The sequence below is a fragment of the Phaeobacter sp. CECT 5382 genome (assembly GCF_001457775.1).
GTDB lineage: Bacteria > Pseudomonadota > Alphaproteobacteria > Rhodobacterales > Rhodobacteraceae > Pseudophaeobacter.
The window spans coordinates 103409-126675 of the sequence record NZ_CYSG01000003.1 but is presented as its reverse complement, the minus strand read 5'-3'; the positions used below and the strand labels follow the sequence as shown (position 1 = coordinate 126675).

General features: G+C 58.7%; 21 protein-coding genes. 7 read left to right on the top strand and 14 right to left on the bottom strand.

Going from position 1 to position 23267, the window contains the following annotated elements; all coding sequences use genetic code 11:
* The first annotated feature begins 58 nt into the window (after positions 1-58).
* Both PH5382_RS04390 and PH5382_RS04385 read left to right on the top strand, forming a co-directional pair.
* The gene (locus PH5382_RS04390; protein WP_058333145.1) at positions 59-436 is read left to right on the top strand and encodes a hypothetical protein; all 378 of its coding nucleotides are present in this window, start codon (positions 59-61) and stop codon (positions 434-436) included.
* A gap of 287 nt (positions 437-723) precedes the next feature.
* Entirely contained in the window at positions 724-2376 is a 1653-nt protein-coding gene (locus tag PH5382_RS04385; protein WP_058333144.1) for a DUF4139 domain-containing protein, read from the top strand.
* Between the two features lie 239 nt (positions 2377-2615).
* Here the strand turns inward: PH5382_RS04385 and PH5382_RS04380 are convergent, their stop codons facing one another.
* The 12 genes from PH5382_RS04380 to PH5382_RS04325 form a co-directional block, all read right to left on the bottom strand.
* Entirely contained in the window at positions 2616-3686 is a 1071-nt protein-coding gene (locus PH5382_RS04380) for a branched-chain amino acid ABC transporter permease (protein ID WP_058333143.1), read from the bottom strand.
* A complete protein-coding gene (locus PH5382_RS04375) occupies positions 3683-4714 on the bottom strand; it encodes a branched-chain amino acid ABC transporter permease (RefSeq protein WP_058333142.1) in 1032 nt (343 codons plus the stop codon). The genes PH5382_RS04380 and PH5382_RS04375 overlap by 4 nt, the downstream gene beginning before the upstream one ends.
* Positions 4715-4796: 82 nt before the next feature.
* A complete protein-coding gene (locus PH5382_RS04370; protein WP_058333141.1) occupies positions 4797-5522 on the bottom strand; it encodes an ABC transporter ATP-binding protein in 726 nt (241 codons plus the stop codon).
* Positions 5515-6291, bottom strand: coding sequence for an ABC transporter ATP-binding protein (locus PH5382_RS04365; RefSeq protein WP_058333327.1), 777 nt, complete (start codon positions 6289-6291; stop codon positions 5515-5517). The genes PH5382_RS04370 and PH5382_RS04365 overlap by 8 nt, the downstream gene beginning before the upstream one ends.
* A 190-nt stretch (positions 6292-6481) precedes the next feature.
* Complete coding sequence (locus PH5382_RS04360; RefSeq protein ID WP_058333140.1) at positions 6482-7657, bottom strand: substrate-binding domain-containing protein; 1176 nt, start codon at positions 7655-7657, stop codon at positions 6482-6484.
* A gap of 133 nt (positions 7658-7790) precedes the next feature.
* Positions 7791-8561: an HpcH/HpaI aldolase family protein gene (locus PH5382_RS04355; RefSeq protein WP_058333139.1), complete on the bottom strand. Its 771-nt coding sequence runs from the start codon at positions 8559-8561 to the stop codon at positions 7791-7793.
* A 13-nt stretch (positions 8562-8574) separates the two neighbouring features.
* Positions 8575-9375 (bottom strand): 2-oxo-hept-4-ene-1,7-dioate hydratase, encoded by an 801-nt coding sequence (gene hpaH, locus PH5382_RS04350; RefSeq protein ID WP_058333138.1) that lies wholly within the window; start codon positions 9373-9375, stop codon positions 8575-8577.
* The gene (locus PH5382_RS04345) at positions 9372-10238 is read right to left on the bottom strand and encodes a fumarylacetoacetate hydrolase family protein (RefSeq protein WP_058333137.1); all 867 of its coding nucleotides are present in this window, start codon (positions 10236-10238) and stop codon (positions 9372-9374) included. Before PH5382_RS04345 ends, hpaH begins: the two co-directional genes overlap by 4 nt.
* Entirely contained in the window at positions 10238-11650 is a 1413-nt protein-coding gene (locus PH5382_RS04340; RefSeq protein ID WP_058333136.1) for a pyridoxal phosphate-dependent decarboxylase family protein, read from the bottom strand. Before PH5382_RS04340 ends, PH5382_RS04345 begins: the two co-directional genes overlap by 1 nt.
* Before the next feature lie 76 nt (positions 11651-11726).
* Complete coding sequence (gene hpaD / locus PH5382_RS04335; protein WP_058333135.1) at positions 11727-12707, bottom strand: 3,4-dihydroxyphenylacetate 2,3-dioxygenase; 981 nt, start codon at positions 12705-12707, stop codon at positions 11727-11729.
* A gap of 45 nt (positions 12708-12752) precedes the next feature.
* A complete protein-coding gene (gene hpaE / locus PH5382_RS04330) occupies positions 12753-14264 on the bottom strand; it encodes a 5-carboxymethyl-2-hydroxymuconate semialdehyde dehydrogenase (protein WP_058333134.1) in 1512 nt (503 codons plus the stop codon).
* Positions 14261-14656 carry a 5-carboxymethyl-2-hydroxymuconate Delta-isomerase gene (locus PH5382_RS04325; protein WP_058333133.1) on the bottom strand — a complete coding sequence of 132 codons (396 nt, stop codon included), beginning with the start codon at positions 14654-14656 and terminating at the stop codon, positions 14261-14263. The genes hpaE and PH5382_RS04325 overlap by 4 nt, the downstream gene beginning before the upstream one ends.
* A gap of 117 nt (positions 14657-14773) precedes the next feature.
* On the opposite strand from PH5382_RS04325, the gene hpaR reads away from it, so the two are divergent.
* A complete protein-coding gene (hpaR, locus tag PH5382_RS04320; protein ID WP_058333132.1) occupies positions 14774-15208 on the top strand; it encodes a homoprotocatechuate degradation operon regulator HpaR in 435 nt (144 codons plus the stop codon).
* A gap of 18 nt (positions 15209-15226) precedes the next feature.
* On the opposite strand, the gene PH5382_RS04315 is transcribed toward hpaR, so the two are convergent.
* Together PH5382_RS04315 and PH5382_RS04310 are read right to left on the bottom strand one after the other, a co-directional pair.
* Positions 15227-16489 (bottom strand): glycerate kinase type-2 family protein, encoded by a 1263-nt coding sequence (locus PH5382_RS04315; RefSeq protein WP_058333131.1) that lies wholly within the window; start codon positions 16487-16489, stop codon positions 15227-15229.
* A gap of 130 nt (positions 16490-16619) precedes the next feature.
* A complete protein-coding gene (locus PH5382_RS04310) occupies positions 16620-18176 on the bottom strand; it encodes a sulfatase-like hydrolase/transferase (protein WP_231751790.1) in 1557 nt (518 codons plus the stop codon).
* A 198-nt stretch (positions 18177-18374) separates the two neighbouring features.
* On the opposite strand from PH5382_RS04310, the gene PH5382_RS04305 reads away from it, so the two are divergent.
* The 4 genes from PH5382_RS04305 (at position 18375) to PH5382_RS04290 (ending at position 23241) form a co-directional block, all read left to right on the top strand.
* On the top strand, positions 18375-19199 hold the full coding sequence (locus tag PH5382_RS04305; protein WP_058333130.1) for a DeoR/GlpR family DNA-binding transcription regulator: 825 nt from the start codon (positions 18375-18377) through the stop codon (positions 19197-19199).
* A 77-nt stretch (positions 19200-19276) separates the two neighbouring features.
* Positions 19277-20998, top strand: coding sequence for a Na/Pi cotransporter family protein (locus PH5382_RS04300; RefSeq protein WP_058333129.1), 1722 nt, complete (start codon positions 19277-19279; stop codon positions 20996-20998).
* Positions 20995-21834: an EamA family transporter gene (locus PH5382_RS04295; protein WP_058333128.1), complete on the top strand. Its 840-nt coding sequence runs from the start codon at positions 20995-20997 to the stop codon at positions 21832-21834. Before PH5382_RS04300 ends, PH5382_RS04295 begins: the two co-directional genes overlap by 4 nt.
* A 282-nt stretch (positions 21835-22116) precedes the next feature.
* On the top strand, positions 22117-23241 hold the full coding sequence (locus PH5382_RS04290) for an extracellular solute-binding protein (protein ID WP_058333127.1): 1125 nt from the start codon (positions 22117-22119) through the stop codon (positions 23239-23241).
* Positions 23242-23267: the final 26 nt, after the last annotated feature.

Here is a 23267-nt window from a genome sequence, read left to right as displayed (position 1 = left end):
AAATCTGGCCACAAAACCCAATATCCTGAGAGTGGGATTTGAAAAGGGAACGTGAGCTATGTATTCGAAGGACTTTGAACGCGAAACACAGACGACCGGTGAGGCCGCCATGCAGCAGACGGCTTGGTCCAGCGCCAGCGACCAGCGCCGTATGGACACCGAAATGGCAATCCAGCTGCGTATTCTGCTGACGCCAAATTTCCAAAGCGCCAAGACCTGGTCAGAGCTGCGCAGCGGACTGCAGGACAAGGGCTTTTACATGAAGCGGGCCAAAGGCCATATGCATCTGTTTGATGCCCAGAGCCATGTCAAAATCTGCACCTGCGGCTTTCTGGGTTTCCCTTCCAAAGATCTGGAACAGCGTTTCAAGCGGGTATTGCCGGTGCGCAAAGCCCCAACCCGCCTGGTGGCAAACATGGATGCGGCGCAGCACTGAACCTGCGTTTCAAAGATTGAGATAGTACCTTTGGCCGACCTGATTTTGGTTGCGCCGCAGTGGATCAAAACGGTGCCAGAATGGCGCCGTTTTTGTTTTTTCAGGCGCCAGATTTCGACCCGTATCTGCGCGTTCGGCTGGTAATTGCCTGTCCGGCATCCTGTGGCAACTCTTGCTTTTGCCGGAGACTACACCCTCTACTATGAGTGTTATTGAGCTGGTCCAAAAGCCGGGTTCTCTCCCTGCTTCCAAAATCAAAGCCTTCTATCATCAGATTGAGATTTCATATGCGCCTTTCCCTTTCCCTTCTTTCCATCCTGGCCAGTTCTGCGGCGTCTTTTGTCTGGGCCGATGATATTGCGGTCACCAGTCGGGTCGCCGAAGTCACAGTGTTTCCGCAGGCGGCAGAAATCACCCGCCGTGCGGATCTTGATCTGCCTGCGGGTCACCACCGTTTGATTTTGAGCAATATTCCACGAACTGCGGATCTTTCGACGCTGCAGATCGACCTGACCGGAGCCGATCAGACAGCGCTGCTGTTTCGCGAAGACGGCGTGCCGCCCCGCGACGGGAATGATCCCGAGGTGATTGCTGCCGAGATGACGATCAAAGAGATCGAAACCCGTATCCAAGCGGTGCAGGATGAGGCGGCTCAGTCCCGCAGTGAGGCCGCTGCGGCCAGGACGGCGATTGGCTTTCTGGAACAGCTGGGCAGCAACGAAGGTCTGGCCGATGCAGGACCCGATACCCTGCGCGATATTGCCCGGATGATTTCAGCCGAAGCCGACACGGCAGGCAAGCAGGCGCTGGCGGCCCAGACCCGTGCACGCAACATAGAAGACCGGCTGGAGGCGTTGGAAAAGGAACTGGCTGCCGCGCGGCAAACCTTGGAGGCGATTGCCCGCGAAGATCAGGATCGGCTCTATCTGGCGATTGAGGTGGATGTGCCCGAGGCCGGTGCAGGGGCCTTGGTGCTGCGGTATTTCTCCGAAGGTGAGGTCTATTCGGAGCCGAATTATGAATGGCACCTGACCACAGGTGCGGATGCCAAGGTTTCGCTGCAGCGCGCCTTTGGGGTGACACAGCAGACAGGTGAGAACTGGGAGGCGGTGGATCTGACGATCTCGACCCAGCAACCGGGAGAACAGGGCGCGCCCTCGCATTTGTCACCAGTGTTGCGCCGCATTACTGATCCGCGCCCGCAAGCCAAACAACGCACGCTTGCGCTGGGGGACTATGCCGAAGCCGCAGTTCCGGCACCGATGGCGGAACCGGTCATCATGGAAGACGCTGCAGGGGCAAGCTGGGGCGCCGATACCAGCGGGCCGGGGGTGACCTATCATTTTGAACATCCGGTCACGATTGCATCGGGCGCAGATATTTTGCGACTGGATATGGACAGTTTGGAAACCGGGGTCGAGGTCACAGCAGTTGCGGTACCTGCGCGCGATGAGACTGCGTATCGGGTGGCCAAATTCACCAATACCTTTGCCGAGGATCTGTTGGCCGCCGATTGGGTGCCACATTTTGTCGATGGCAAACTGGTCACATTTAGTTCCTTCGCAGGGCTTGCAGCGGGGCAGGAGGCTGAGCTGGGCTTTGGGGCCATCCGGGGCTTACGCCTTACACGCGATGTGCTGCAAAAAAGCGAAGGTGAACGCGGGATGATTTCGCGGAGCAACCAGCAAGAGGAAACAGTTGAGATTTCCGTGGAGAACCTGACGGGCAAAAATTGGCCAGTGCGCCTGATCGATCGGGTTCCCTATACCGAGCAGGAAGAGTTGGAGATCACCTGGAGCGCGCGGCCCGCTCCCAACGAGGAAAATGTTGATCGTCAACGTGGAATCCTGGCCTGGGAGTTCGACCTGGCCCCTGGAGAGGATCGCGTGATCCGCCTGGATACCAAAATGAGCTGGCCCGAGGGCAAACTGCTGCGCTGAGGTCACCAGTCAAACGGGGGGCTCCCGCCCAAAATCAGTGGATCAAAGATCCCCGAATTTTCGTTGGGCCCGGCGCCGCTGCGCGGCGCCAAGACAGAAAGACAGATCTTTGTTGAGAAGGCCATCAGGGACAGGTCTGCCGTGATGGCCTTTTACGATTGTCTTGAAGGTGGGCGCGTCAAGGGTAAACCGCGCTGTTCGCACGGCTGCATTTGCGGCCCTTGACACGAGTCGTGACCCTACCGATCCCCTCGCAAGCGGCCCACGACACCGGTCGGAAAGAAGTAGACGCTGAGAATGAACAGCACACCGAGCCATAGGAGCCAGCGATCGGCGCTGAGCAGCTCTGGCAGGAGGGGCAGGCCTTCGACAAGGCCGGAGGCCGCACCCATCAGGTTTTGCAGGTAGTTCTGCGCCAAGACAAACAGGGTTGCACCGATCATCGCACCATAGAGCGTGCCCATTCCGCCGATCACCACCATCAGCAGGATATCGACCATCAGCTCCATCGATAGTACGGTATCGGGACCGACATAGCGTAGCCAGACTGCGTAAAGTGATCCCGCCAGTGCGGCAATAGCCGCCGAAAGGCAGGTCGCGGCGACACGATAGTAAACCACACGGTAGCCAATGGATTCGGCGCGAAAATCGTTCTCGCGGATCGCTTGCAGCACCCTGCCAAACGGAGAGTTCACCACCCGTAGCAGAGCCAAAAACAACACCAGTGCGCCGGTGAAAACAAAGTAGTAGGCGAGTAGCTTGCCATTGAGTTTGACGCCGAACAGGGTGCCGTCAAACACCTCTTTGCCGAATTTGAAGGCCGGTCCCAGCGTGCGCGGGGTTTTGAAGGTCAGCCCGTCTTCACCACCCGTGAGACCTGAAAGCTGACTGACCAGCACCGCTACGGCCGAGGCAACTGCCAGGGTGATCATGGCAAAAAAGATCGCCCGCACCCTGAGCGAAAACAGCCCGATCAGCAGCGCCAGAGCAGCGGCCAGGGTGGCGCCAGCAAGAGCTCCGATCGCGATCGCGTCAAAGCCGCGGCCCATATGGGTAGAGGTGAGCGCGACGCCATAAGCGCCGATGCCAAAGAACATGGTATGGGCAAAACTGACGATGCCGCCATATCCCAGCAGTAAATCATAGCTGGCGACCAGCACGATGAAAATGCAGATCCGCGCTGCCGTATCCACTGTGCGCACACCGGGAAACAGGAACGGTGCTAGGGCGAGACAGAGCAGGATGCCACCAAGGATCAGTGCCAGAGGCAGCGAACGTGGCATATCGCCAGACAGAAGGGAGCGGATCATTTTGCTTTTACCACCGGAATCATGCCCATGGGACGCCACATCAGAATGGTGACCATCAGAGCGATATTGGAAATCAGGGCTGCTTTGGGCTCGATAAAGGCGATGTAGTTCTGCATCAGCCCCACCAGGAGGGCGCCGATAAAGCAGCCCTCGACCGAGCCAAGCCCACCGATGATCACCACGATAAAGATCAGGATCATCGCGTGGTTGCCCATATGGGCGGTGATGACCTCTTGGTAGAGCGCCCACATGACACCACCAAGACCGGCCAGTGCGGAGCCCGCGATAAAGACGCCGACAAAGACCAGTTTGAGACGATAGCCAAGGGCCTCGACCATTTCACCGTTTTCCACGCCTGCACGCACGATAAGGCCGATCTTGGTCCGGCGCAGCACCCAGCGCATGGCGGCAAAGACCGCCAATCCGACCACAACGGCAACCAGGCGGTATTTCTCGATTGCGGCCCCGGCAAAGGTGATCGCGCCTTTCAGGGCTTCGGGGCGGTTGAAATAGATTTCTTCCGGACCCCAAAGAACGATGATCAACTGTTCGACCACGATCAGCCCGCCCATGGTGACGAGGATTTGTTTCAGGTGATGGCCGTAGACCGGCGCGACGATGATTTTTTCAAAGGCCCAGCCCATGGCCCCTGTAGCCAGCATGGCGCCAATCACCGCCAGAAGGACGGCGCCGAGGTTTAGCATCAGCGAGGGGGCCTCGGTCAGATGCCCCAGCCCCATCAACACAGTGATGCCAACAAAGGCGCCGACCGAGACAAAGGCGCCATGGCCAAAGTTGATGACATCCATCAGGCCAAAAACCAGTGTCAGGCCCGAGGCCATGAGAAAAATCATCATGCCCATAGCGAGGCCCGAGACCGTCAGAGTGAGCCAGCTGGCGGGATTCATGATGGCGACAAAACCCGCAAGGGCCAGCAGCGGCACCAGCAGAACCGGCATAAAGGGGCCGATCCGCTCGGCCAGGGTGGCCTGCGCCATTGTCGGGGCATGTTCAGGTGCGGCGCTCATGTGGCGGCCTCCAGTAGTCTGTGGGGTTTTGCTCCACTAGAGAGCCAAAGGGCGAAGCGTAGCCGGGGGGCTGCAAGGGCCATCAATGTGCCTCCATGCTGAGGCCCATGAGCCTTTCTTGCAGGGCAGCATCGCGCCCCAGTTCTGCCATCTCGCCGGACCAGATCATGCGGCCATCGTCCATCACATTGGCACTGTCTCCCAGCGCCTTTGCGACGGCGAAATTCTGTTCGACCAACAGTACTGATGATCCCTGATCTTTCAGGTCTTTCAGAGCCTTGGCCATGGTGGAGATGATCGCGGGGGCAAGGCCCTTGGTGGGTTCATCGATCAGATAAAGCTTGCGCTCTTCGACCATGGCGCGGGCAATCGACAGCATCTGTTTCTGCCCGCCCGACAGATTTCCCGCGTGTGATTTCCAAAAGGTCTTGAGTGGCGGGAAGGCGGTGAAGATCCAGTCGAGCCGGGCGGAATGGATCGGGCCAGACACGGCGGCCAGCACCATGTTTTCCTCAACCGTGAGGTCGGCAAAGATACCCATGTCTTCGGGCACGAAACCTATGCCGAGCCGGGCAATGGCCGGGGTGGCCAGTTTGGTGATGTCCTGCCCGTCAAACAGAATACGCCCCTGATGGGCACGCCAGTGGCCGATGATGCTGCGCAGGGTCGTGGTCTTGCCGACGCCATTGCGTCCCAGCAGCATGGTGACACCGCCACGCGGTACCACCAGATCGACTCCCTGCAGAATGTGATACTGAGCGATGTTGGTGTAAACGCCTTCTAGCGTCAGAAGTGCAGTATCAGACATCAGCCAGGATCCCTTCGAGTCCGCGCCCCATATAGGCCTCTTGTACCACATCCGAAGCCATAACTTCTGCCGGAGGACCATCGGCGGCAAGGGCACCATTGTGCAAAACGATGATGCGATCGGCGAGGGTGCGGATGACATCCATCTTGTGTTCGACCAGCAGGATACTGCGGTCCTGTTGCTCTTTCAGCTCGGCAATCAGGTCAAGCACCACGGGGGCCTCATCGACGCTCATGCCGGCCGTTGGTTCGTCAAACATATAGACATCGGGGTCCTGTGCGATCAGCAGTGCGACTTCGAGCTTGCGCTGGTTGCCATGCGACAGTTCCGAAACCACCTGATCGCGCTGATCCAGCAGGCGCACGCGGGCGAGAATTGCTTCGGCCTCATCCGTCAGATCCTGATGCCGCGACACCATCGACCAGAGGTTAAAACCACGACCCTGTTTCGCCTGCACCACCAGACGCAGGTTTTCCAATACAGTGAGGCCAGGAAACAGGTTGGTCAGCTGAAACGCGCGGCCGATGCCCGCCTTGGTGCGGCTTGAGACTGAGGCGCGGCTGATGTCTGCGCCACGCAGATGCACTTGCCCAGCCGAGGCTGGGATCTGGCCGGAAATCAGGTTGAAATAGGTTGTTTTGCCCGCGCCATTGGGGCCGACAATCGCGGTGAGCTCTCCGGCGTTAAAGGCGCAAGTGACCGCATCAACCGCCACGTGGCCGCCAAAACGGACTGTCAGACCGGTGGTTTTTAGGATTGGTTCTGTCATCATGATCTCTGATCTTCAGCCGCAGGAACACTAAGGTGCCGAGGGTGATACGACGGCTCGCTGGCCATTTGTGGCGGGATGGACCGGGGCAAGAGTGGCTCTGCAGCCAGCATTGGTGCAGCCAGGGGGAGCTTGTAGTTATGGCCCAGGAAAGCTGTCCCCGGGCCATAATTTGTGAGTGCAAACAGGGTTACTGATTGCGGATTGGCACCGGCATCTCGTCGATGCTCAGCTCGCGCACCAGTTCTGGCACGGCCCACTCCACACCGTCCTGCACAGTCAGTTTGAAGTGATACATTGGCTGCAGTGCCTGGTGATCTTCAGCGCGGAACTGCATGGTGCCTTTGGGAGTTTCCCACTCCATGCCTTCCATCGTGCTGATCAGTGCTTCAGTGTCGGTGGAGCCCGCCTTTTTGATCGCTTCAACTGCTGCGATACCTGCGGTCATGCCGCCAGCGGTGAAGAAGTCAGGCGGCCCGTCAAAGCGCTCAAAATGGGTTTTCACCAACCAGTCGTTCACCGGGTTGTCGGGCAGCTCATAGTAGTAATAGGTCCCACCTTCCATGCCTTCATAGTCCTTGAAGCCTTTCAGCGCGGCGAGGATATTGCCGACACCGGCAAATTCGATGCCAAAGCGGCTTGGATCCATAGCGTGAATCTTGCCCAGCGGGTTGCCACCGCCTGCCCAGATCACAAAGAGCTTTTTCTCACCGTCAAGATCTTTCATCGCATTGAAAATACGCTCTCCGGCTGCGGTGAAATCGGTGGTGTCGGTGGGGGCGTATTCTTCGTGGACCAGCTCAATCCCCTTGGCGGCGAGGGCTTCGCGGAAGGCGGCAATGCCGTCCCGTCCAAAGGCGTAGTCCTGCGCCAGCGTGGCGATTTTGACATTGTCACCGGCCAGCGCAATGGCGCTGGAAACCGCATCCTGCGACGAGTTGCGCGAAGTGCGGAAGATATAGCGGTTCCAGTTGGCGCCAGTGATGCTGTCGGCCACGGCGGGCTCGACGATCAGGATTTTTTCATATTCTTCAGCAACCGGAAGCATCGCCAGGGCCACGCCCGAGCTGACCGGTCCAATGGCCAGATCAACTTCGTCGTCACCGTAGGCTTCTTCAAGCAGCGCCTTGCCGTTTTCCGGCTTTAGCTGTGTGTCTTTTTCGATCACGACGATCTTTTCGCCGTTGATCTCCATGGTGCCTCCGGTGGCATATTCCAGCCCCAGCATCAGCCCGTCATGGGACTGTTTGGCATAGGCCTCAAACGGGCCGGTCTTGCCATAGATATGGGCAATCTTGATATCTGCGGCGGCGGCTGAAGCCAGCGCCAGTGCAGAAACCATTCCTGCGAGCAAAGTACGTTTCATGTCGTTCCTCCCTGAGGGCGCGCCAATTCATGGCTGGCGCAGTCACGCTCCTGTGCCTTCAGGCTAACGGCGGCCTCATATTTTGGTCAATTGCAGGGAAATACGTACGTCGCGCAACTCCCCCGTAAGGGGACTACTTTTCTTTCCACGTCGCAGCAAGGTGGCGCGCGTTTTGTGCCAAGATCATCACGTCGAGGCCAACAGCAAGGAACTGTGCCCCCATATCGAAATAGGCTTGGGTGGCTTCATCGCTGACGCCCAGAATACCCGGTGCCTTGCCGGCCGCCTTGATCCGGGTAATAGCATCAGCAATGACGGCGCGGACCTCGGGATGGGCGGCGTTGCCCTGATGGCCCATGTCTGTCGACAGATCGGCGGGGCCAATGAAAACCCCATCAACGCCTTCAACTGCAAGGATCTCATCAAGGTTTTCAATACCTGCGCGGTTTTCCACCTGCAACAGCAGGCAGATTTCCTGATCGGCAGTCTGGATATAGTCAGATACTGAGCCAAACATGGTTGCCCGTGCTGCTGTGGCACCAACGCCACGGGTGCCATGGGGCGGATATTGACAGGCGCGTACCATCTCGCGCGCCTGTTCGGCAGTTTCCACCATCGGGATCAGGATGTTTTGCGCCCCGGCATCCAGCGCCTGTTTCACCATCCAGGTCTCGCCAATTGGCAGGCGCACGACAGGGTGGCTCGGGGATGCGGCCAGCGCCATCAGCTGATCGCGGATTGAGCGAATATCATTTGGGCCATGCTCGCCGTCAATCACCAGCCAGTCAAATCCGGCGGTGCCCATGATCTCGGCCACCGAGCCTTCGGCAAAGCTCATCCAGCAGCCGATTTGACGTTCACCGTTGGCGAGAGCGGTTTTGAAGGTGTTTTTGGGCGCGGGCATGGCAATCGGCTTTCTATTCAAATGAAATGGCAACGGAGCCAAAGGCTCCGAAATCGGCCTTTATCTCGCTGCCGGAAGGGCACTCAATGGGCCGGATAAAGGACCCTGATAGGACGATATCCCCAGCTTCGATCACTTGTCCATATTCGGCCATGCGGCGTGCCAGCCATAGCACAGAGGTCACCGGATCATTCAGCACACCTGCACCCAGTCCGGTTTCCTCGACTACGTTGTTGCGGGCGACAATAGCTCCGACCCAACGCAGGTCGTGCGCGTCAGTTGAGTGGCGCGCTTCGCCCAGAACGATGCCAGCATTTGCGGCATTGTCGCTGATGGTATCGGTGATGATCCGGGCCTGCCTGGTTTCGGGATCGGCGCGCAGAATGCGGGTATCCAGAATTTCCAGAGAGGGTGCCACAAAACCGGTCGCGGCAATGACGTCTTCGCGCGTGCAGTCGGCCCCGGCAAGAGGCGCTTTCATCACAAAGGCGATCTCAGCTTCGATGCGGGGTTGGATAAACCGGCCTGCGGGCACAGTGGCGCCGTTTTCAAACACCATGTCATCCAGCAGCACGCCACTATCCGGGGTGGTGATGTTGAGCGCCTGCTGCATGGCGCGGCTGGTCAGACCGATCTTCCAGCCAACCTTGCGACGCCCCGAGGCCAATTTCAGCTGTATTAGAGCCTGTTGTACTGCATAGGCATCTTCCAATGTCATGCCGGGATAGGCGAGTGAGAGCAGCCCGCATTGCTGGCCTGTGGCTTCGGCCTGCAGCAGCATTTCGGCGGCGGATTGGTGCTGATCGGGGGTCATGCGGGGCCCCCATCAAACTCGTCCGCGACTGTATTGCGTAGGATCCCGATACCTTCGACTTCGACTTCGACCACATCGCCGGGCACCAGATATTTCGGCGGATCGAACCGCGCGCCCGCACCTGTTGGCGTGCCGGTGATGATCACGTCGCCGGGCACCAGCGTGGTGAAGGTAGAAATATAGGCGATTTCTTCGCGGATCGGGAACATCATGCGGCTGAGAACATCATCCTGCCGGACCTCGCCATTGACCCGTGTGACAATGCGAGCGTCATCCAGTTGCGCCGCATCGGTGAAGGGCACTAGCCAGGGACCAATGGCGCCGGAATTGTCCCAGTTTTTGCCTTGCGTGACGTTGAATTTGGCATGACGCACCCAGTCGCGGATGGTGCCTTCATTGCACAGGGTCAGTGCCGCGATATGCTCATAAGCGTCTTCCGCTTTGATACGCCGTCCACCTTTGCCGATGACAATGGCGACCTCGCCCTCGTAGTCCAGCGTGTGGTTTTCCGGCGGGCGTACCAGCGAGCTTTCCGCCCCGGTAAAGGATCGCGCAAAGCGCGGAAACAACGACATGTGTTTCGGCTGCGCTGTGCCGTCTTTGTATTCCGCGTTGCGATCAGGAAAATTCACCCCAACACAGAGGATCTTTTCCGGGTTGGGCACCGGGATCTGATAGGTGAAATCCCTATGGGTGACAGCCATACCCTGTGCAGAACCTTCGAGGCTGGAGAGCCCTTGTGCGGCGATCACATCGCGCAGTGTCGACCATTCCGGGAACAGGGGCGACAGGGCGATCATGCCCGCCTCTGTGACGGCACCATAGAAGGTTTCGCCTGCGGCGGTATAGGTGGCAAAGCGCATCAGGAAAGCCCTCTTGCTATTTCGGTGATGACGGTATGGGCCATCATCACATCATCTTCGGTGGTTTCAAACTGTCCGGCCTGAAAGCGGATCACCAGATCGCCATCGACGCGGGTCTGGGTCAGATAAATACGGCCATCATCATTGATGGCGTTGACCAGTCGCAGATTTAGATCGTCCAGGTCAGTTGCGCCCTTGGGGGCATAGCGAAAGGTCCAGAGCGACCACATGGGCGGGGTTATGATCTCAAAATCAGGCTCTAACTTGAGTTTTTCATGTAGCTGGTTGGACCAGTTGATGTGATTGCGCAGGCGCGCGCGCAGCCCTTCCAGCCCGTAGGTGCGGATCAAAAACCAGATCTTGAGCGCGCGGAAACGACGACCCAGCGGCACCGACCATTCGGAATAGTTGATGATGCCATCCTTGCCGTGGGTCTTCAGATATTCGGGACTGATCGCCAGCGTTTGCACTAGATCATCGGGGTTCTTCAGGAAATGGGCGGAGCAGTCGAACTGCACACCCAGCCATTTATGCGGGTTGAAAACGATGCTGTCTGCGCCTTCGATCCCGGGCCAGTAATGGCGGTATTCCGGGCAGATCATGGCAGAGCCTGCCCAGGCCGCATCGACATGGGAATAGAGTCCGTATTCTTGGGCGATTTGCAGGCAGTCCTCCACCGGATCGGTGGCGCCGGTGCCGGTGCCACCAACACATAGGATCACCCCGGCAGGCTGCAATCCGGCGGCGAGATCGGCCTCAATGGCTGCCCGCAGTGCGGCGGGGTCCATGCCGCGCCAGTCGCCTTTGATGGGGACGCGCACCAGGTTTTGCTGGCCGATACCGGCCACCCAGATGGCGCGATCCACCGAGGTATGCACCTCTGAAGAACAATAGATCCGCAGTGGTTTCTGCGCAAACAGTCCCTGTTGGTTGCCCTGCCAGTTCAGCGCTTTTTCCCGCATGGTCAGCACCGCTGCCAAAGTAGCTGATGATGCGCTGTCCTGAATGACGCCTTGGAATTCGCTGGGTAGATCCAGCGCCTGACGCAGCCAGTCCATCATCCGGGTTTCCATTTCGGTCGCCGCCGGAGAAGTCTGCCACAGCATGCACTGCGGCGCGATGGCGGACGCAAGGAATTCAGCCAGCACCGATGGAGCGGCAGCGTTGGAGTTGAAATAGGCAAAGAAGCGTGGGTGTTGCCAATGGGTGATACCTGGCATCACAATCTCTTCAAAATCGGCAAAGATCGCCTCCATACCGGTCCCGCCCTCGGGGGGCGTGGCGGGCAGGGCGTTCAGGATATCACCCGGTTCTGTGTTGGCGCGCACCGGGCGTTCACCAACGGTCTGGTGATAGTCCTGCGTCCAGTCAGCAATCCGGCGGCCCCAGTCGGAAAATTCATCCCATTTCATATCTTGTCTCTCCTTGCCCCGAGCTCGGCTCGGGCCGCGCTCGATCCTCCTTTAGGGAGGGCCGAGCTTGTATGTGTCAGGGTGCAATGATCGGCTGTGCTGTGAGCGCGCTTTGCTGTGGCTCGGCGCCTTCAAAGGTGGAGCCTTCCTCGAACCAGCTGCGCGGTGCCGGCTCGCCCCACAGGGTCTGGCGTTGCGGATCTTTGAGCGACCACTTGATCGCTTCAAGGTCTGGGTCAACGGTTTGGTAATCCGAGCAGTAGATCTCGATCCGGTGGCCATCCGGGTCACGCACATAGAGAAAAAATGCATTGGAAATTCCGTGCCGTCCGGGGCCGCGCTCAATATTGTCTACGTAGCCAGTGGTGGACATCAGGTCGAGCAGATCAATGATATTCAGCGGTGTCGGCACCCAGAATGCCGTGTGGTGCAGGCGTGGGCCAAAGCCATTGGTAAAGGCCACGTCATGCACGCCACCCTTGCGGTGCATCCAGGCCGCCCAGACCTTGCCGCTTTCGTCGTCCTCTGTGTATTCGGTGACCCGAAATCCAATCTCGTTGTAAAAGGCGACAGAGGCATCCACATCGGCGCTGAACATATTGAAATGATCGATGCGCAGCGGTTTTACCCCATTATAGAGCCTGTATTTCTGATGGATCGGCTCCAACCGATCCATCTTGACGTAGAACTCCAGTGGGATCCCCCAGGGGTCACGGGTGCGCAGAGTGCGCCCCATGTGGGGGCGGTCGACCCACTCGATGGGCAGGCCCTTGGCAGCAAAAAACTCCGCCGCCTTGTCGAGATCTGGCTCGTCATAAAGCTTGAACCCCAGCACGCCGACCTCGGCTTTGCCGACCTGGACCAAAACAATGCAGTGGTGGCCACGTTCTTCCATGGCGCGCAGATAGATGCGGTTTTCATCCTCGTGCGTGACTTGCAGGCCAAGGGTGTCGACATAAAAGGCGCGGCTCGCCGCAAGGTCGGTAACCCCATATTCCACATGGGACAAGCGAACGATGTTGAAGGCAGGATAAAGATTAGGGGCAGGTACGGGCATTGTCTTTCCTCCGAAGGGCGCGCGTTTCCAGTGTTTGCTCAGCGATCAGGCGCCGAGACGCGGGATCTTGTGTTGGCCAATGGCAAAGCCGATGTGTTTTTGTTCCATGTAGAATTCAAACGACCAGTCGCCGCCATCGCGCCCAATACCCGAGGCTTTGACCCCACCAAAGGGGGTCGGCAGGTGACGCACGTTTTCCGAATTCACCCAGATCATCCCGGCTTCAATGCTGTTGGTAAGACGCATGGCGCGGCTCAGATCATTGGTCCAGAGATAGGCTGTGAGACCATAATCGGTCGCATTGGCCAATGTTAGAGCCTCTTGCTCATCACTGAACCGGATCGAGGTCAGCACCGGGCCAAAGATCTCTTCCTGGGCGACGCGCATATCGTTTTGCGCCTGGGTGAACAGGGTGGGACGTACGAACCAGCCGGTATCGCCATGACGCGTGCCACCTGCGGCGATCACCGCGCCATCTTCGCGGGCAGTGTCGAAATAAGATGTCACCTTGTCGAAATGCACCTTGTGGATTAGCGGTCCCATTTCGGTGTTGGGATCCAGTGGGTGGCCGACGCGGATGTTGTTCACCCGCTCGACCAGCTTGGCCTCAAACGCATCGGCGATGCTGTCTTGCACCAGCAGCCGCGACGACGAGGTGCAGCGCTCGCCATTCAATGAGTAGATCATGAAGATCGCCGCATCCAGGGCGCGGTCAAGATCGGCATCGTCAAAGACGATCACCGGGTTTTTGCCGCCCAATTCGAAATGTACCCGTTTCAATGTTGGCGCGCCCTGCGCCATGATCCGTGACCCGGTACTGCTTTCACCGACAAAGGCGATGGCCTTGATATCAGAATGTTCGGTAAGGGCCTTACCTGCGTCCTCGCCCATGCCGTTGACCAAGTTCCAGACTCCGTCTGGCAGACCGGCCTCATGGGCGATTTCGGCCAGAATACGGGCAGTAAGTGGGCTGAATTCAGCCGGTTTATGCACCACGGTACAGCCCGCCGCCAGAGCAGGGGCGATCTTCCAGGTCGACAGCATAAAGGGTGTGTTCCAGGGCGTGATGATGCCCACTGGACCGATTGGTACGCGGGTGGTGACGTTCATCAGCGTTGGCGATTGCAGCTGCTGGCCATCGCGGGCGGATGTAGCCTTGTCGGCAAAAAAGCGGAAATTCTCGGCTCCACGCAGGGCGGCCTTGGACATGAACCGCAGCGCCTGACCGGTGTCCCAGCATTCGCACAGGGCGATCTCTTCGGCGCGCTCAACGATCAGATCAGCAATGCGGTTCAGGATCTTCTTGCGCTCCAGCGCGGGCATATCGCGCCAGGCGGGAAAGGCGGCGCGGGCGGCGCGGGCGGCGGCATCGATATCGGCGGCGCCACTGCGCGCCACATGGGCGATATGGCTTTCATCCACTGGCGATGTGGTGGCAAAGGTTTGGCCGTCTATTGCGGGGCAGGAGGAGCCATCAATCAGGTTTTCAATACCCCGGTCCTGAAACCGCGCCAGATGGGATTTCAGGGTCTCGATGTTTTGGTTGAGATCGCTCATGGCTGGTCCACCTTTTGCATATGGTCGCGGATTGTGCCGCATTTAGGAGAAAGCGCTGGGTCGATGTCGCGCATCTCGAGGGACAGCGCGAGGGAGTGCGCGTCCATGGCGGGTGCCAGATAGTTGCGCACCGCGTCAAAGATTGCTTGCGTTGCGGCCTTGCGGGTTTCCAGGTCACGGCCGGCCCGCAGGCGCACGGAGATGTCGATGTAGCCATGTTTGGGATCGCCATCGGCGATCGACACATGGTTGGCGGCAAAGGCCCGCACCCGGATCCCCGCCAATGGGAAAACACCGGTTTCAATCGCAGCCAGGCGCAGGCAGTCACACAGGCCCGAGATATCGGTATGGGTTTCTACATTGGCCGAATAATCCAGTGTGAAATGCGGCATGACGCACGGCTCCCTTTATTTACTTAACATGTGTAGCAATAATTCATGTGGCTGTCAAATTGTAGAAAAAGCCAAGCGGCAATTGCCTTTGCCGTGGATATTGGGTGATAAATACGGATGACAAAGACTTTGCCATCCACCTCCCGATCACTGCCAATCGCACTTTTGCGCGCCCGCGAACGCGTGATGGGACCGATTCGAAACCTGCTGAGCGATGCTAACCTGACAGAGCAACAATGGCGGGTTCTGCGGGTGGTGCAGGAGAACGGTGGTATTGACCCGACGCAGATCGCCGAAGAGGCCTGCCTGCTGCTGCCCAGCCTGACCCGCATCCTGCAAAAGCTGGATGAAAAGGGGCTGATCAATCGCACCCGCGATACCGTTGACCGGCGGCGTCAGGTGATCAAGATCACCCCTGCAGGCGAAGAGATCATCGAGGCCAATATCGCCGCCAGTCTGGAACTGGTAGCCCGCACCCGCGAAAAGATGGGCGAAGAGCGATATGAAGCCTTGCTGGACCTGCTCAATGATCTCGACAAGATCGAGCTCTGAAGTCGCTGATCTGACGGGTCAGTCAGGGCGGCGCAAAAATACCTGAACATCCGCAACATTTGTGCCGGTGCCACCGGTCATCAGCAGGGCGTCGGCAGCTTTGAGGGCGGCGTAGCTGTCATTATTGGCCAGCAGCGCTGCCGGATCTGCGCCAGCTTCCGCAATGGCAGCCCATGTTTTGGGCGTGGCGATGCCGCCCGCCGCATCTGTGGGGCCATCGCGGCCATCGGTGCCGCCCGACAGAAACAGCCAGTCACCGGTCAGTTCTGTCGCGCCCCGTTGCGCCAGTCGCAGTGCCAGTTCCTGATTTCGCCCGCCCCGCCCGTCACCCACAAGGCGCACGGTGGTTTCTCCACCGAAGATCAGCGCGATGGGGCAGTCTTTGGGGGCAGCCTTTGCTGCCTGCAGGATTTCTTCGACAGCGGCGCTGACATCGCCTGTCAGGTGATCGCTTGCGAGGGTGGTCTGCCACCCGGCGGCGCGCGCTGCCTGCACCATGGCATCAAGGCTGTGCCGGTTGGACCCGATGAGGCAGTTTTGCGCTGCGGGTAGCACAGGCTTTGGCGCTTCGGTTGCGAAGTGGGTTTTTACCGTCTCGGGCATATCTTGCCAGATCCCACAGTTTTTAAGCAGGCTTTGTGCCTCTGCCCGGCTGCCCAGCGCAGAAACGGTCGGACCGGAAGCAATGGCGCGCAGATCATCGCCAATCACATCAGACAGGATAAAGGCTTGCACCGCAGCAGGCGCAGCCTGTTGCAGCAAGCCGCCGCCTTTGAGTTGAGAAAGCTGCTGGCGGATCAGATTCATCTCGTTGATTTCCAGCCCAGAGGCCAGAAGGGCACGATTGACCGCAGTCTTGTCTGCGAGGCTAAGGCCTGCGGCTGGGGCCACCATCAGTGCCGATCCGCCGCCCGAGATCAGCGCGACAACCCGGTCCTGTGCACTTGTCTGCGCAAGTAGGTCCATCACAGCCTGACCGGCCTCGGCGCTGGCCTGATCCGGGACCGGGTGGGATCCGGCAAGAACGCGGGCGCCGGGGATCTCGCAGCAGTTTTCCGGATTGGTCACGACCAAAGCCTGATGGGGGGCAGGGATCAGGGTCAGCGCTTCGCGCATCATCGGCACAGCCGCTTTGCCAATCGCGATGATATATGTCTGCCCCTCTGGCGACAGGGGCGACAGGGGCTGATCCTGCAGTGCCGCGCGCAAAGCCTGCGCCGGATCGGCCCGTTCTACTGCAACTTCAAAGAGAGTTCTGGCGTCTTGGCGAAGAGATGTCATGGCGGCCTGTCTTGTTTATGCAGCTTTATGCAGCGGATCTTGGTACGGGAACTCCATGCGACACTGTTACCGCTAAACATGAGGGCTTTTGCCTGAATTTTGCCCCCATGGTCAAGCGCTTCGGCAGGGCTCAGTTTCCCAGGCGTTGCCGGGTTTGCCTGCACGGGCCATCGGCGGTGATCGAATGCAGCGACAGGGTGTGGTCCATGTTGCGCATCCGGTGGCGCAGCATTTGACGGCCAAGCCGGGCAAGGTCGCCCTGAAGCTCTGGCTTTTGCGATACATCCTCCATCTCGCCTGTCCCGTGATGGTCAAACAGCAGTGGCGGCAGGTCGGCGGCAAATTCAACAAGACTAAAGCGGTGGTCGCGCAGGATCGAAAGATTCGACTCGGACAGCGCTGTGCCAAGCAGCTGTTGCCAAAGGCTGGGCGCTTCGGGATCGCCGAAATCGAGCTCCGAGAAGGAATACTGGCGCCAGTCGGTTGGCACCTCTGCACGCAGCAGCGGCAAAAGTGATGCGCCATCCATGGCATTGGGGATGTCCTGTCCCACCCAGTCCAGAATGGTCGGGGTAAGGTCGATGGATTCGGTGATCTCCTGACGTCGGGTGCCCGCCTGTGCCTGGTTGCCGGGCATGCGGATGATCAGGGGCGTCTTGTAAGCGGCATCATAGACCGAGAATTTCCCCCAGCTGTGGCGGTCGCCGAGCATCTCGCCATGATCGGCGCTGAGCACGACCAGTGTGTTGTCCTCCTGGCCGTTGTCCCTGAGAAATTGCATCACCCGACCGATGTGGGCGTCCACTTCACTGGCAAGCCCCAGATAGATGGCGCGCAGGCACTGGACGTTTTCATCCGTGGGTTCCAGATCGTCAAAGCCCAGAACCGCCGAAGCTGGTGTGCTGTTGCGTGTCGCGGCTGTGAAAAATGGGTGCAGGGCCTGTTCATCGCTTTCGCTTGGCAGACGCGTGGGCAGGGGCAGTTTGGCCGGCTCATACATGCGGTTGTAGGGGGCAGGGGCCACCAGGGGGGGGTGCGGGCGAATATAGGTCAGATGGGCAAACCAGCCCTTATCGCTATAGGCTGGCATGGTGGCCAAAAAACGGTTGGTCAAAAAGGCGGTGTCGCTGTCTTCGGCCCGGTAGGGGGCAGGGTCATTCAGGGCAGGCTTGCCACCACCGACAGCAACGGGGCGGTAAAGATCCCAGTAGGTGTCAAAGCTGTAGCCCTTGCTCAGCAGGTCAGACCGCCACGGATAGGACATTTCGAGGCGCATCTCCAACATCTCCTGAAAGCCGTTCATGTGTTGTTCGTAGGTGCGGATGGCCGGATCATTTGGGTGATGAACGCGCGGATCCTGCGAGGTGTCGGTATAGCCAAAGAGCATCGGCAGATATCCTGCTTTGCGCATCTCGCCGGGCAGGGTCGGCGTGTCGTGGCGCAGGGGCGTGCCATTGCGCACCGAGCGATGGTTCATCGCATATTGTCCGGTCAGGATCGAGGCGCGCGACGGCCCACAGGGGTTCACCACGGTGTAGTTGTTCTCAAAGGTCACCGCCTCGGCCATCAATGCGCGCATATGCGGCAGGGCGACATGTTCCGCCAAGGCCCCCGTCAGACAGTCGGCCCGCAGCTGATCAATCAGAATGAAAAGCACGTTCTTCTTTGGTGGCATGTCTTGGGCCATCTTGGGCTCCTTGGCGAAAAATGCGGGAGAGGTTTTGCGGCCAGATAATCCTGCCGGATGTGATTTGGGAAGGGTTTTTCTGGATCACGTGATGGTGAATGACCGTTTGTGTGGTAGTTTGTGGGTATTGTCTTGCAATGCACCTGCCGAACTGCCAGTTTCTGTGGCTACTCTTATTGATTTGTGGAGTTTTGCCCGTTGTCTGTCTCATCCAGCCTTTCGCATCGTGAATTGGCGCTTTTGGAAGCGTTGCAACGCCTGGGGGGATCCGGGCGCAGTGCTGAGCTTGCAGTCATGTTGGATGTCTCTGAGGAAACCGTGAGGCGCACCATCAAGGCCCTGGCCAAGGCCGGTGCGGTGGAGCGGGTGCATGGCGGGGCCTATTTGACAGGTCCGCGTAGCGGGTCGCAACCAGGGCCGAGTTTTTTCCGCCGCATGGGAGAGAACCCGCAGGAGAAAAAGCGCATCGCCGCAGTGGCAGTGGCGCAGATCAAAGATGCCATGACGGTGTTTCTCGACGTGGGCTCGACGACGTCTTACGTGGCCGAAGCCCTGCGTGCCCGTCGTGAGCTGACGGTCGTGACCAATTCCATCGGCGTGGCGCAGGTGCTGGCCAATCATAATGGCAACCACCTGCACTTGTTGGGCGGTGAGATGCGCAGCGATGATCGGGGCACCTTTGGCCCGGTGACGGAACAGCAGGCCGCACGGTTCGTTTTTGATCTGGCCATCCTGTCGGCGGATGCAATTTCACCGAAACACGGGTTGCTGTTTCACAACGCCAGCGAAGCGCAGCTGACCATGGCGGTCACCGGTGTGGCAGAGCGAGTTTGCGTGGTCACGACCCATTCCAAGTTCTCCGAAACCGCGCCGCATCGCGGTCCGGCCCCACAACAATTGAGCCTGCTGATCAGTGACCGGGAACCGGGTAAGAAACTGTCGCGTGCGCTGACGGACTGGGGAGTTTCCTTTGAGTTAGCTGCCGAAGCTGAGGTGGCCCTGCCGCCAGTGCGGACAGATTAGATGCAAAGGTTTCGTGCAGATCCTTGGGCAGCTGGGCCGACCACGGGCCGAACTTCCGCAGACGTAGGGGTTACCAGATGGCAATTCTGACCTTTCTCATCAGTTTGGCGGGGGCGACGATGTTCCTGCTGTTTGCTGTGCGCATGGTGCGCACGGGCATCGAGCGCAGCTATGGGGCCTCGTTTCAGCGGTTGCTGACGGGGACGGGCAGTCAGTTGCAGGCGGGCGGCGTCGGCATTGGTCTGGCGCTGGTCTTGCAGAGCTCGGCTGCGGTGACACTATTGACAACCGGCTTTGCCGCAGGCGGTTTTCTGGGCTTTCCCACGGGGCTGGCCATCGTGCTGGGCGGGGATCTTGGCTCGGCGCTGATTATTCAGATCCTGTCGTTTGAACTGGACTGGCTGGTGCCCGCGCTTTTGGCGGTGGGCGGCTATCTCTTTGTCAAAACCGAAGGCAAGAAGACCCGGCAGGCCGGACGTATCCTGATGGGGATTGCCTTTATCCTGATTTCGCTGCGCTTTTTGCGCGAGGCGATGGATCCTATTCGCGACAGTGCCTTTCTGCCTGCGTTGGCTGGCTATCTGGCACATGATTATATCACCGCCTTTCTGGTTGGCGCAGCGCTTGCCTTTGTGATGCATTCTTCGGTGGCGGCGATTTTGATGTGTGTGACCCTAGTGCAGATCGGCGCAATCCCGTTTGAGGCAGGGTTGTCGCTAGTGCTGGGCGCTAATTTTGGTTCAGGGTTCATTCCGGTCTGGCTGAGCCGCGGCATGTGTCAAAGCGCGCGCCGCATCCCTGTTGCCAATCTTGGACTGCGCGGCAGCTGGGCGGTGATCTGCTTGTTTGCGGTGAATTCCCCGCTGGCAGTGGGCCTGCTCGGGGAGGCCCCGGGCGGGCAGATGTTGGTCTATGCCCATCTGGCCTTTAATGGGTCACTTCTACTGCTGGCCTTGCCGATCTGTTCCCGTATTGAACCGTTGATGGTGCAGATGATGCCAGAGCCTGCAACAGTTGAGCCGGGCCTCAGTGGGCGACCCGTTAGCGCTTTGGAGTCGGGCGTTTATGGTCCTCCGGCGCAGGTTCTGGCCAATCTCAAGCGTGAATTGCTGCATATGTGTGATCTGGTTGAAATCATGTTCCGCCCTTTGGCGGAGCTTTACCAGACCGGTGACCAGGATCGGATCAAGGCCCTGAAGGCGCTGGACCCCGAGGTGAACAGCTGCCTCTCCGGTATTCGGTCCTACGTGGCTGATATCCCCGCGGCCAACTTTACGCCAACAGAGTTGAAGCAGGCGCGCGAGATGGTGGAATATGCCATCCGACTGGAAACGGCTGGCGATGTAGCTGCGCGGCGTCTGGCGGTACTGGCTGGGGATCTGCACAAAAAGAACCTGCGGTTTTCATCCGAGGGCTGGGGGGAAATTCTGCGCATGCATGAGGCGATCATGGCGAACCTGCGATTGGCCTCGAATGTGCTGATCTCGAATGATCTGGAAAGCGCGCGCCTTCTAAACCTGGAAAAGACAGAATTGAAGCGTATGGAGCGCGACAGTCGCAAACGTCATCTAAAGCGGTTGCAACGCAATGAGCGTCACAGTTTCGACAGCTCCGATATCCACCTGGAAACCCTGCGCGCTTTGCGGGAGTTCAACAGCCATGTGGCAGCAGTCTCTTACCCAGTGCTATATCAGAACGGTCAGTTGCTGGAGACCCGCCTGATCGAGGACATGCAGCCTGCCGACGCGGAGGCCCGAGCAGAGTCACGTGCTGAGATTGGCGCGGAGACTGGGGCATGACTGGCTTTGTCGTCTCGATCATCCTTGCGGCGGCATTGCTGCACGCGGTGTGGAACGCGATTGTGAAAACCGCAGCCGATCGGACCACAACGCTGGGACTGGTGGCCTTGGGGCATGTGATCCCGGGGGTGGTCATGGTCGCTGTTTTGCCACTGCCAGAGCCGGAAAGCCTGATCTATGTGGCCCTGTCGACGGTGATCCATTTTGGCTATTTCTACATGCTGGGGCAGGCTTATAAACATGGCGACCTAAGCGTGGTCTACCCGATTGCCCGGGGAATCGTACCGGCATTGGTGGCGCTTTGGGCGATGATCTTTGCGGGTGAGTTCCTGCCGCTTCAGGCCTGGATCGGGATCGCCGTCATCGCCTGTGGTATCCAGTTGAGCAGCTGGACCGCGCTGCGCTCCGGGGTCGGACGGACGGCCCTTGGCTACGCGCTGGGCACCGGGTTTTGCATCTCGCTTTATTCGTTGGTGGACGGGCTTGGGGTGCGGCTGTCGGGCAATACGCTCAGCTATTGGGCCTGGGGCGCGTTTGGGCATCTCTTTATCGCGGGGTTCATTGGGGTCCGTAAAGGTCCTGAACTGCCCCGGATTCCGCTGCGCAGCTGGGCTATTGGTATTGCCGGTGGGTTTGTCTCGATGACGGCCTATGGGTTGGTGCTGTTTGCCAAAAACTTTGCACCCTTGGGGGCGGTCTCTGCCCTACGCGAAACCTCGGTGATTTTTGCCGCGCTCATCGGGTTTGTACTGCTGAAAGAGGGCAACTGGCTGCGCCGCCTTGGGGCGGCTGCGCTGATGGCCTTTGGCGTTGCCCTGATTGGTCTGTCTGTTTGATGGGCACTTGCCTCGCCTGGGTGCTCTGGCTCTGCGATCAGCGTTGACGGAATGCTGTTTGACGCGCAAACTGTTGTTGCAACACCGGCTTATAGTGCCTGCATTGAGGTAAGTTTGGGCGGTTTGTTCAAAAAGGGTGCCATGCTATCGCAGAGCTGCGACATTTTGGCCTTATCAATTTTTGAAACTGTCACTGTTTGTTGGACGCAATGCCCCGCACTCTTTTGAAGACCAAAAACAATAATAAAGAAAATCAACAACCCACTAGGGAGTAATTTGAATATGACTACCAAATCTAGCGTCACTCGCCGGACCCTGCTGAAAAGCGCCGGTGCGGCTGCTCTCGCTGCACCGCTCTATTCCAAAAGCGCGCTGGCGTCGTCAGGTGAAGTAAACATCCTGATGTGGTCGGATTATCTGCCACCCTCCTTTATTGAAGGATTTGAGGCCAAGACCGGTATCAAGGTGAACTACACCGGTATTGGCTCCAACGAAGAAATCATCAACAAGATGAAGGCCACCAAAGGCCAGGGTTTCGACATTGTCTCTCCGACCAACAACCGCTCACTCCAGTGGGGCCCGCTGGAGCTGCTGAAGCCTTTTGACATGAACAAAGTCAATATCGACGCGGTGAACCCGGCAATGGCCAAAATCGGTACATCGGCGTGGAACTTCGAAGGTGCCGGCGTGCATTGGCTGCCACATATCTGGGGCACCGAAGGTATTGCCTACCGCACCGACAAATGGCTGCCTGCGGGTGACGCGCCTTCCTACGGCGACGTCTGGTCGGAAGAAAACGCCGGAAAAACCATGGGCCGTGCACATTCCATGATGCTGGGTGCGGGTCTCTACATGGAAGCCTCTGGCGAAATGGATCAGGGCTCGGTCTGGGCTGCCTATGGTGACGAAGACACCATGCGCGAAGTCTGGGGTAAGATCACCGATTGGTGCATGGCGCGCAAAGACCGGATCAAGCTGATCTGGAACGACGCCGACACCCAGAAAAACGGCCTGCTGAACGAAGGCGTTGTGGTCGGTCAAACTTGGGATGGCCCGCCACTGGCCCTGAAAGCCGCCGGTGAGCCCGTGCACTATCAAGCCCCTGTCGAGGGTGCGATGGCCTGGGTTGATGGCATGTCCATGCCCGTTGGGGCACAGAACGAAGAGCAAGTCTATGCCTTCATCGACTATGCCTTCGGTCAGGAAGCTGCAGGCGTCGCTATCGACAGCCATGGCTATAACTCGCCAGTTCTGGGCGCGGATACTTATTCCGGTGATGTCTACAAAAAGAACTTTGCCGAAGCCTATCCCGGTGACAGCCTTGCCAACCTGAACCCCTGGCCTGCCGAAGCCCCCTGGTATGCCGAGGTGCGCACCGAGTTCGTCAACAAGTTCAAAAGCGCCTGATCCGCTTTTGACCTGAAACTGGCTCC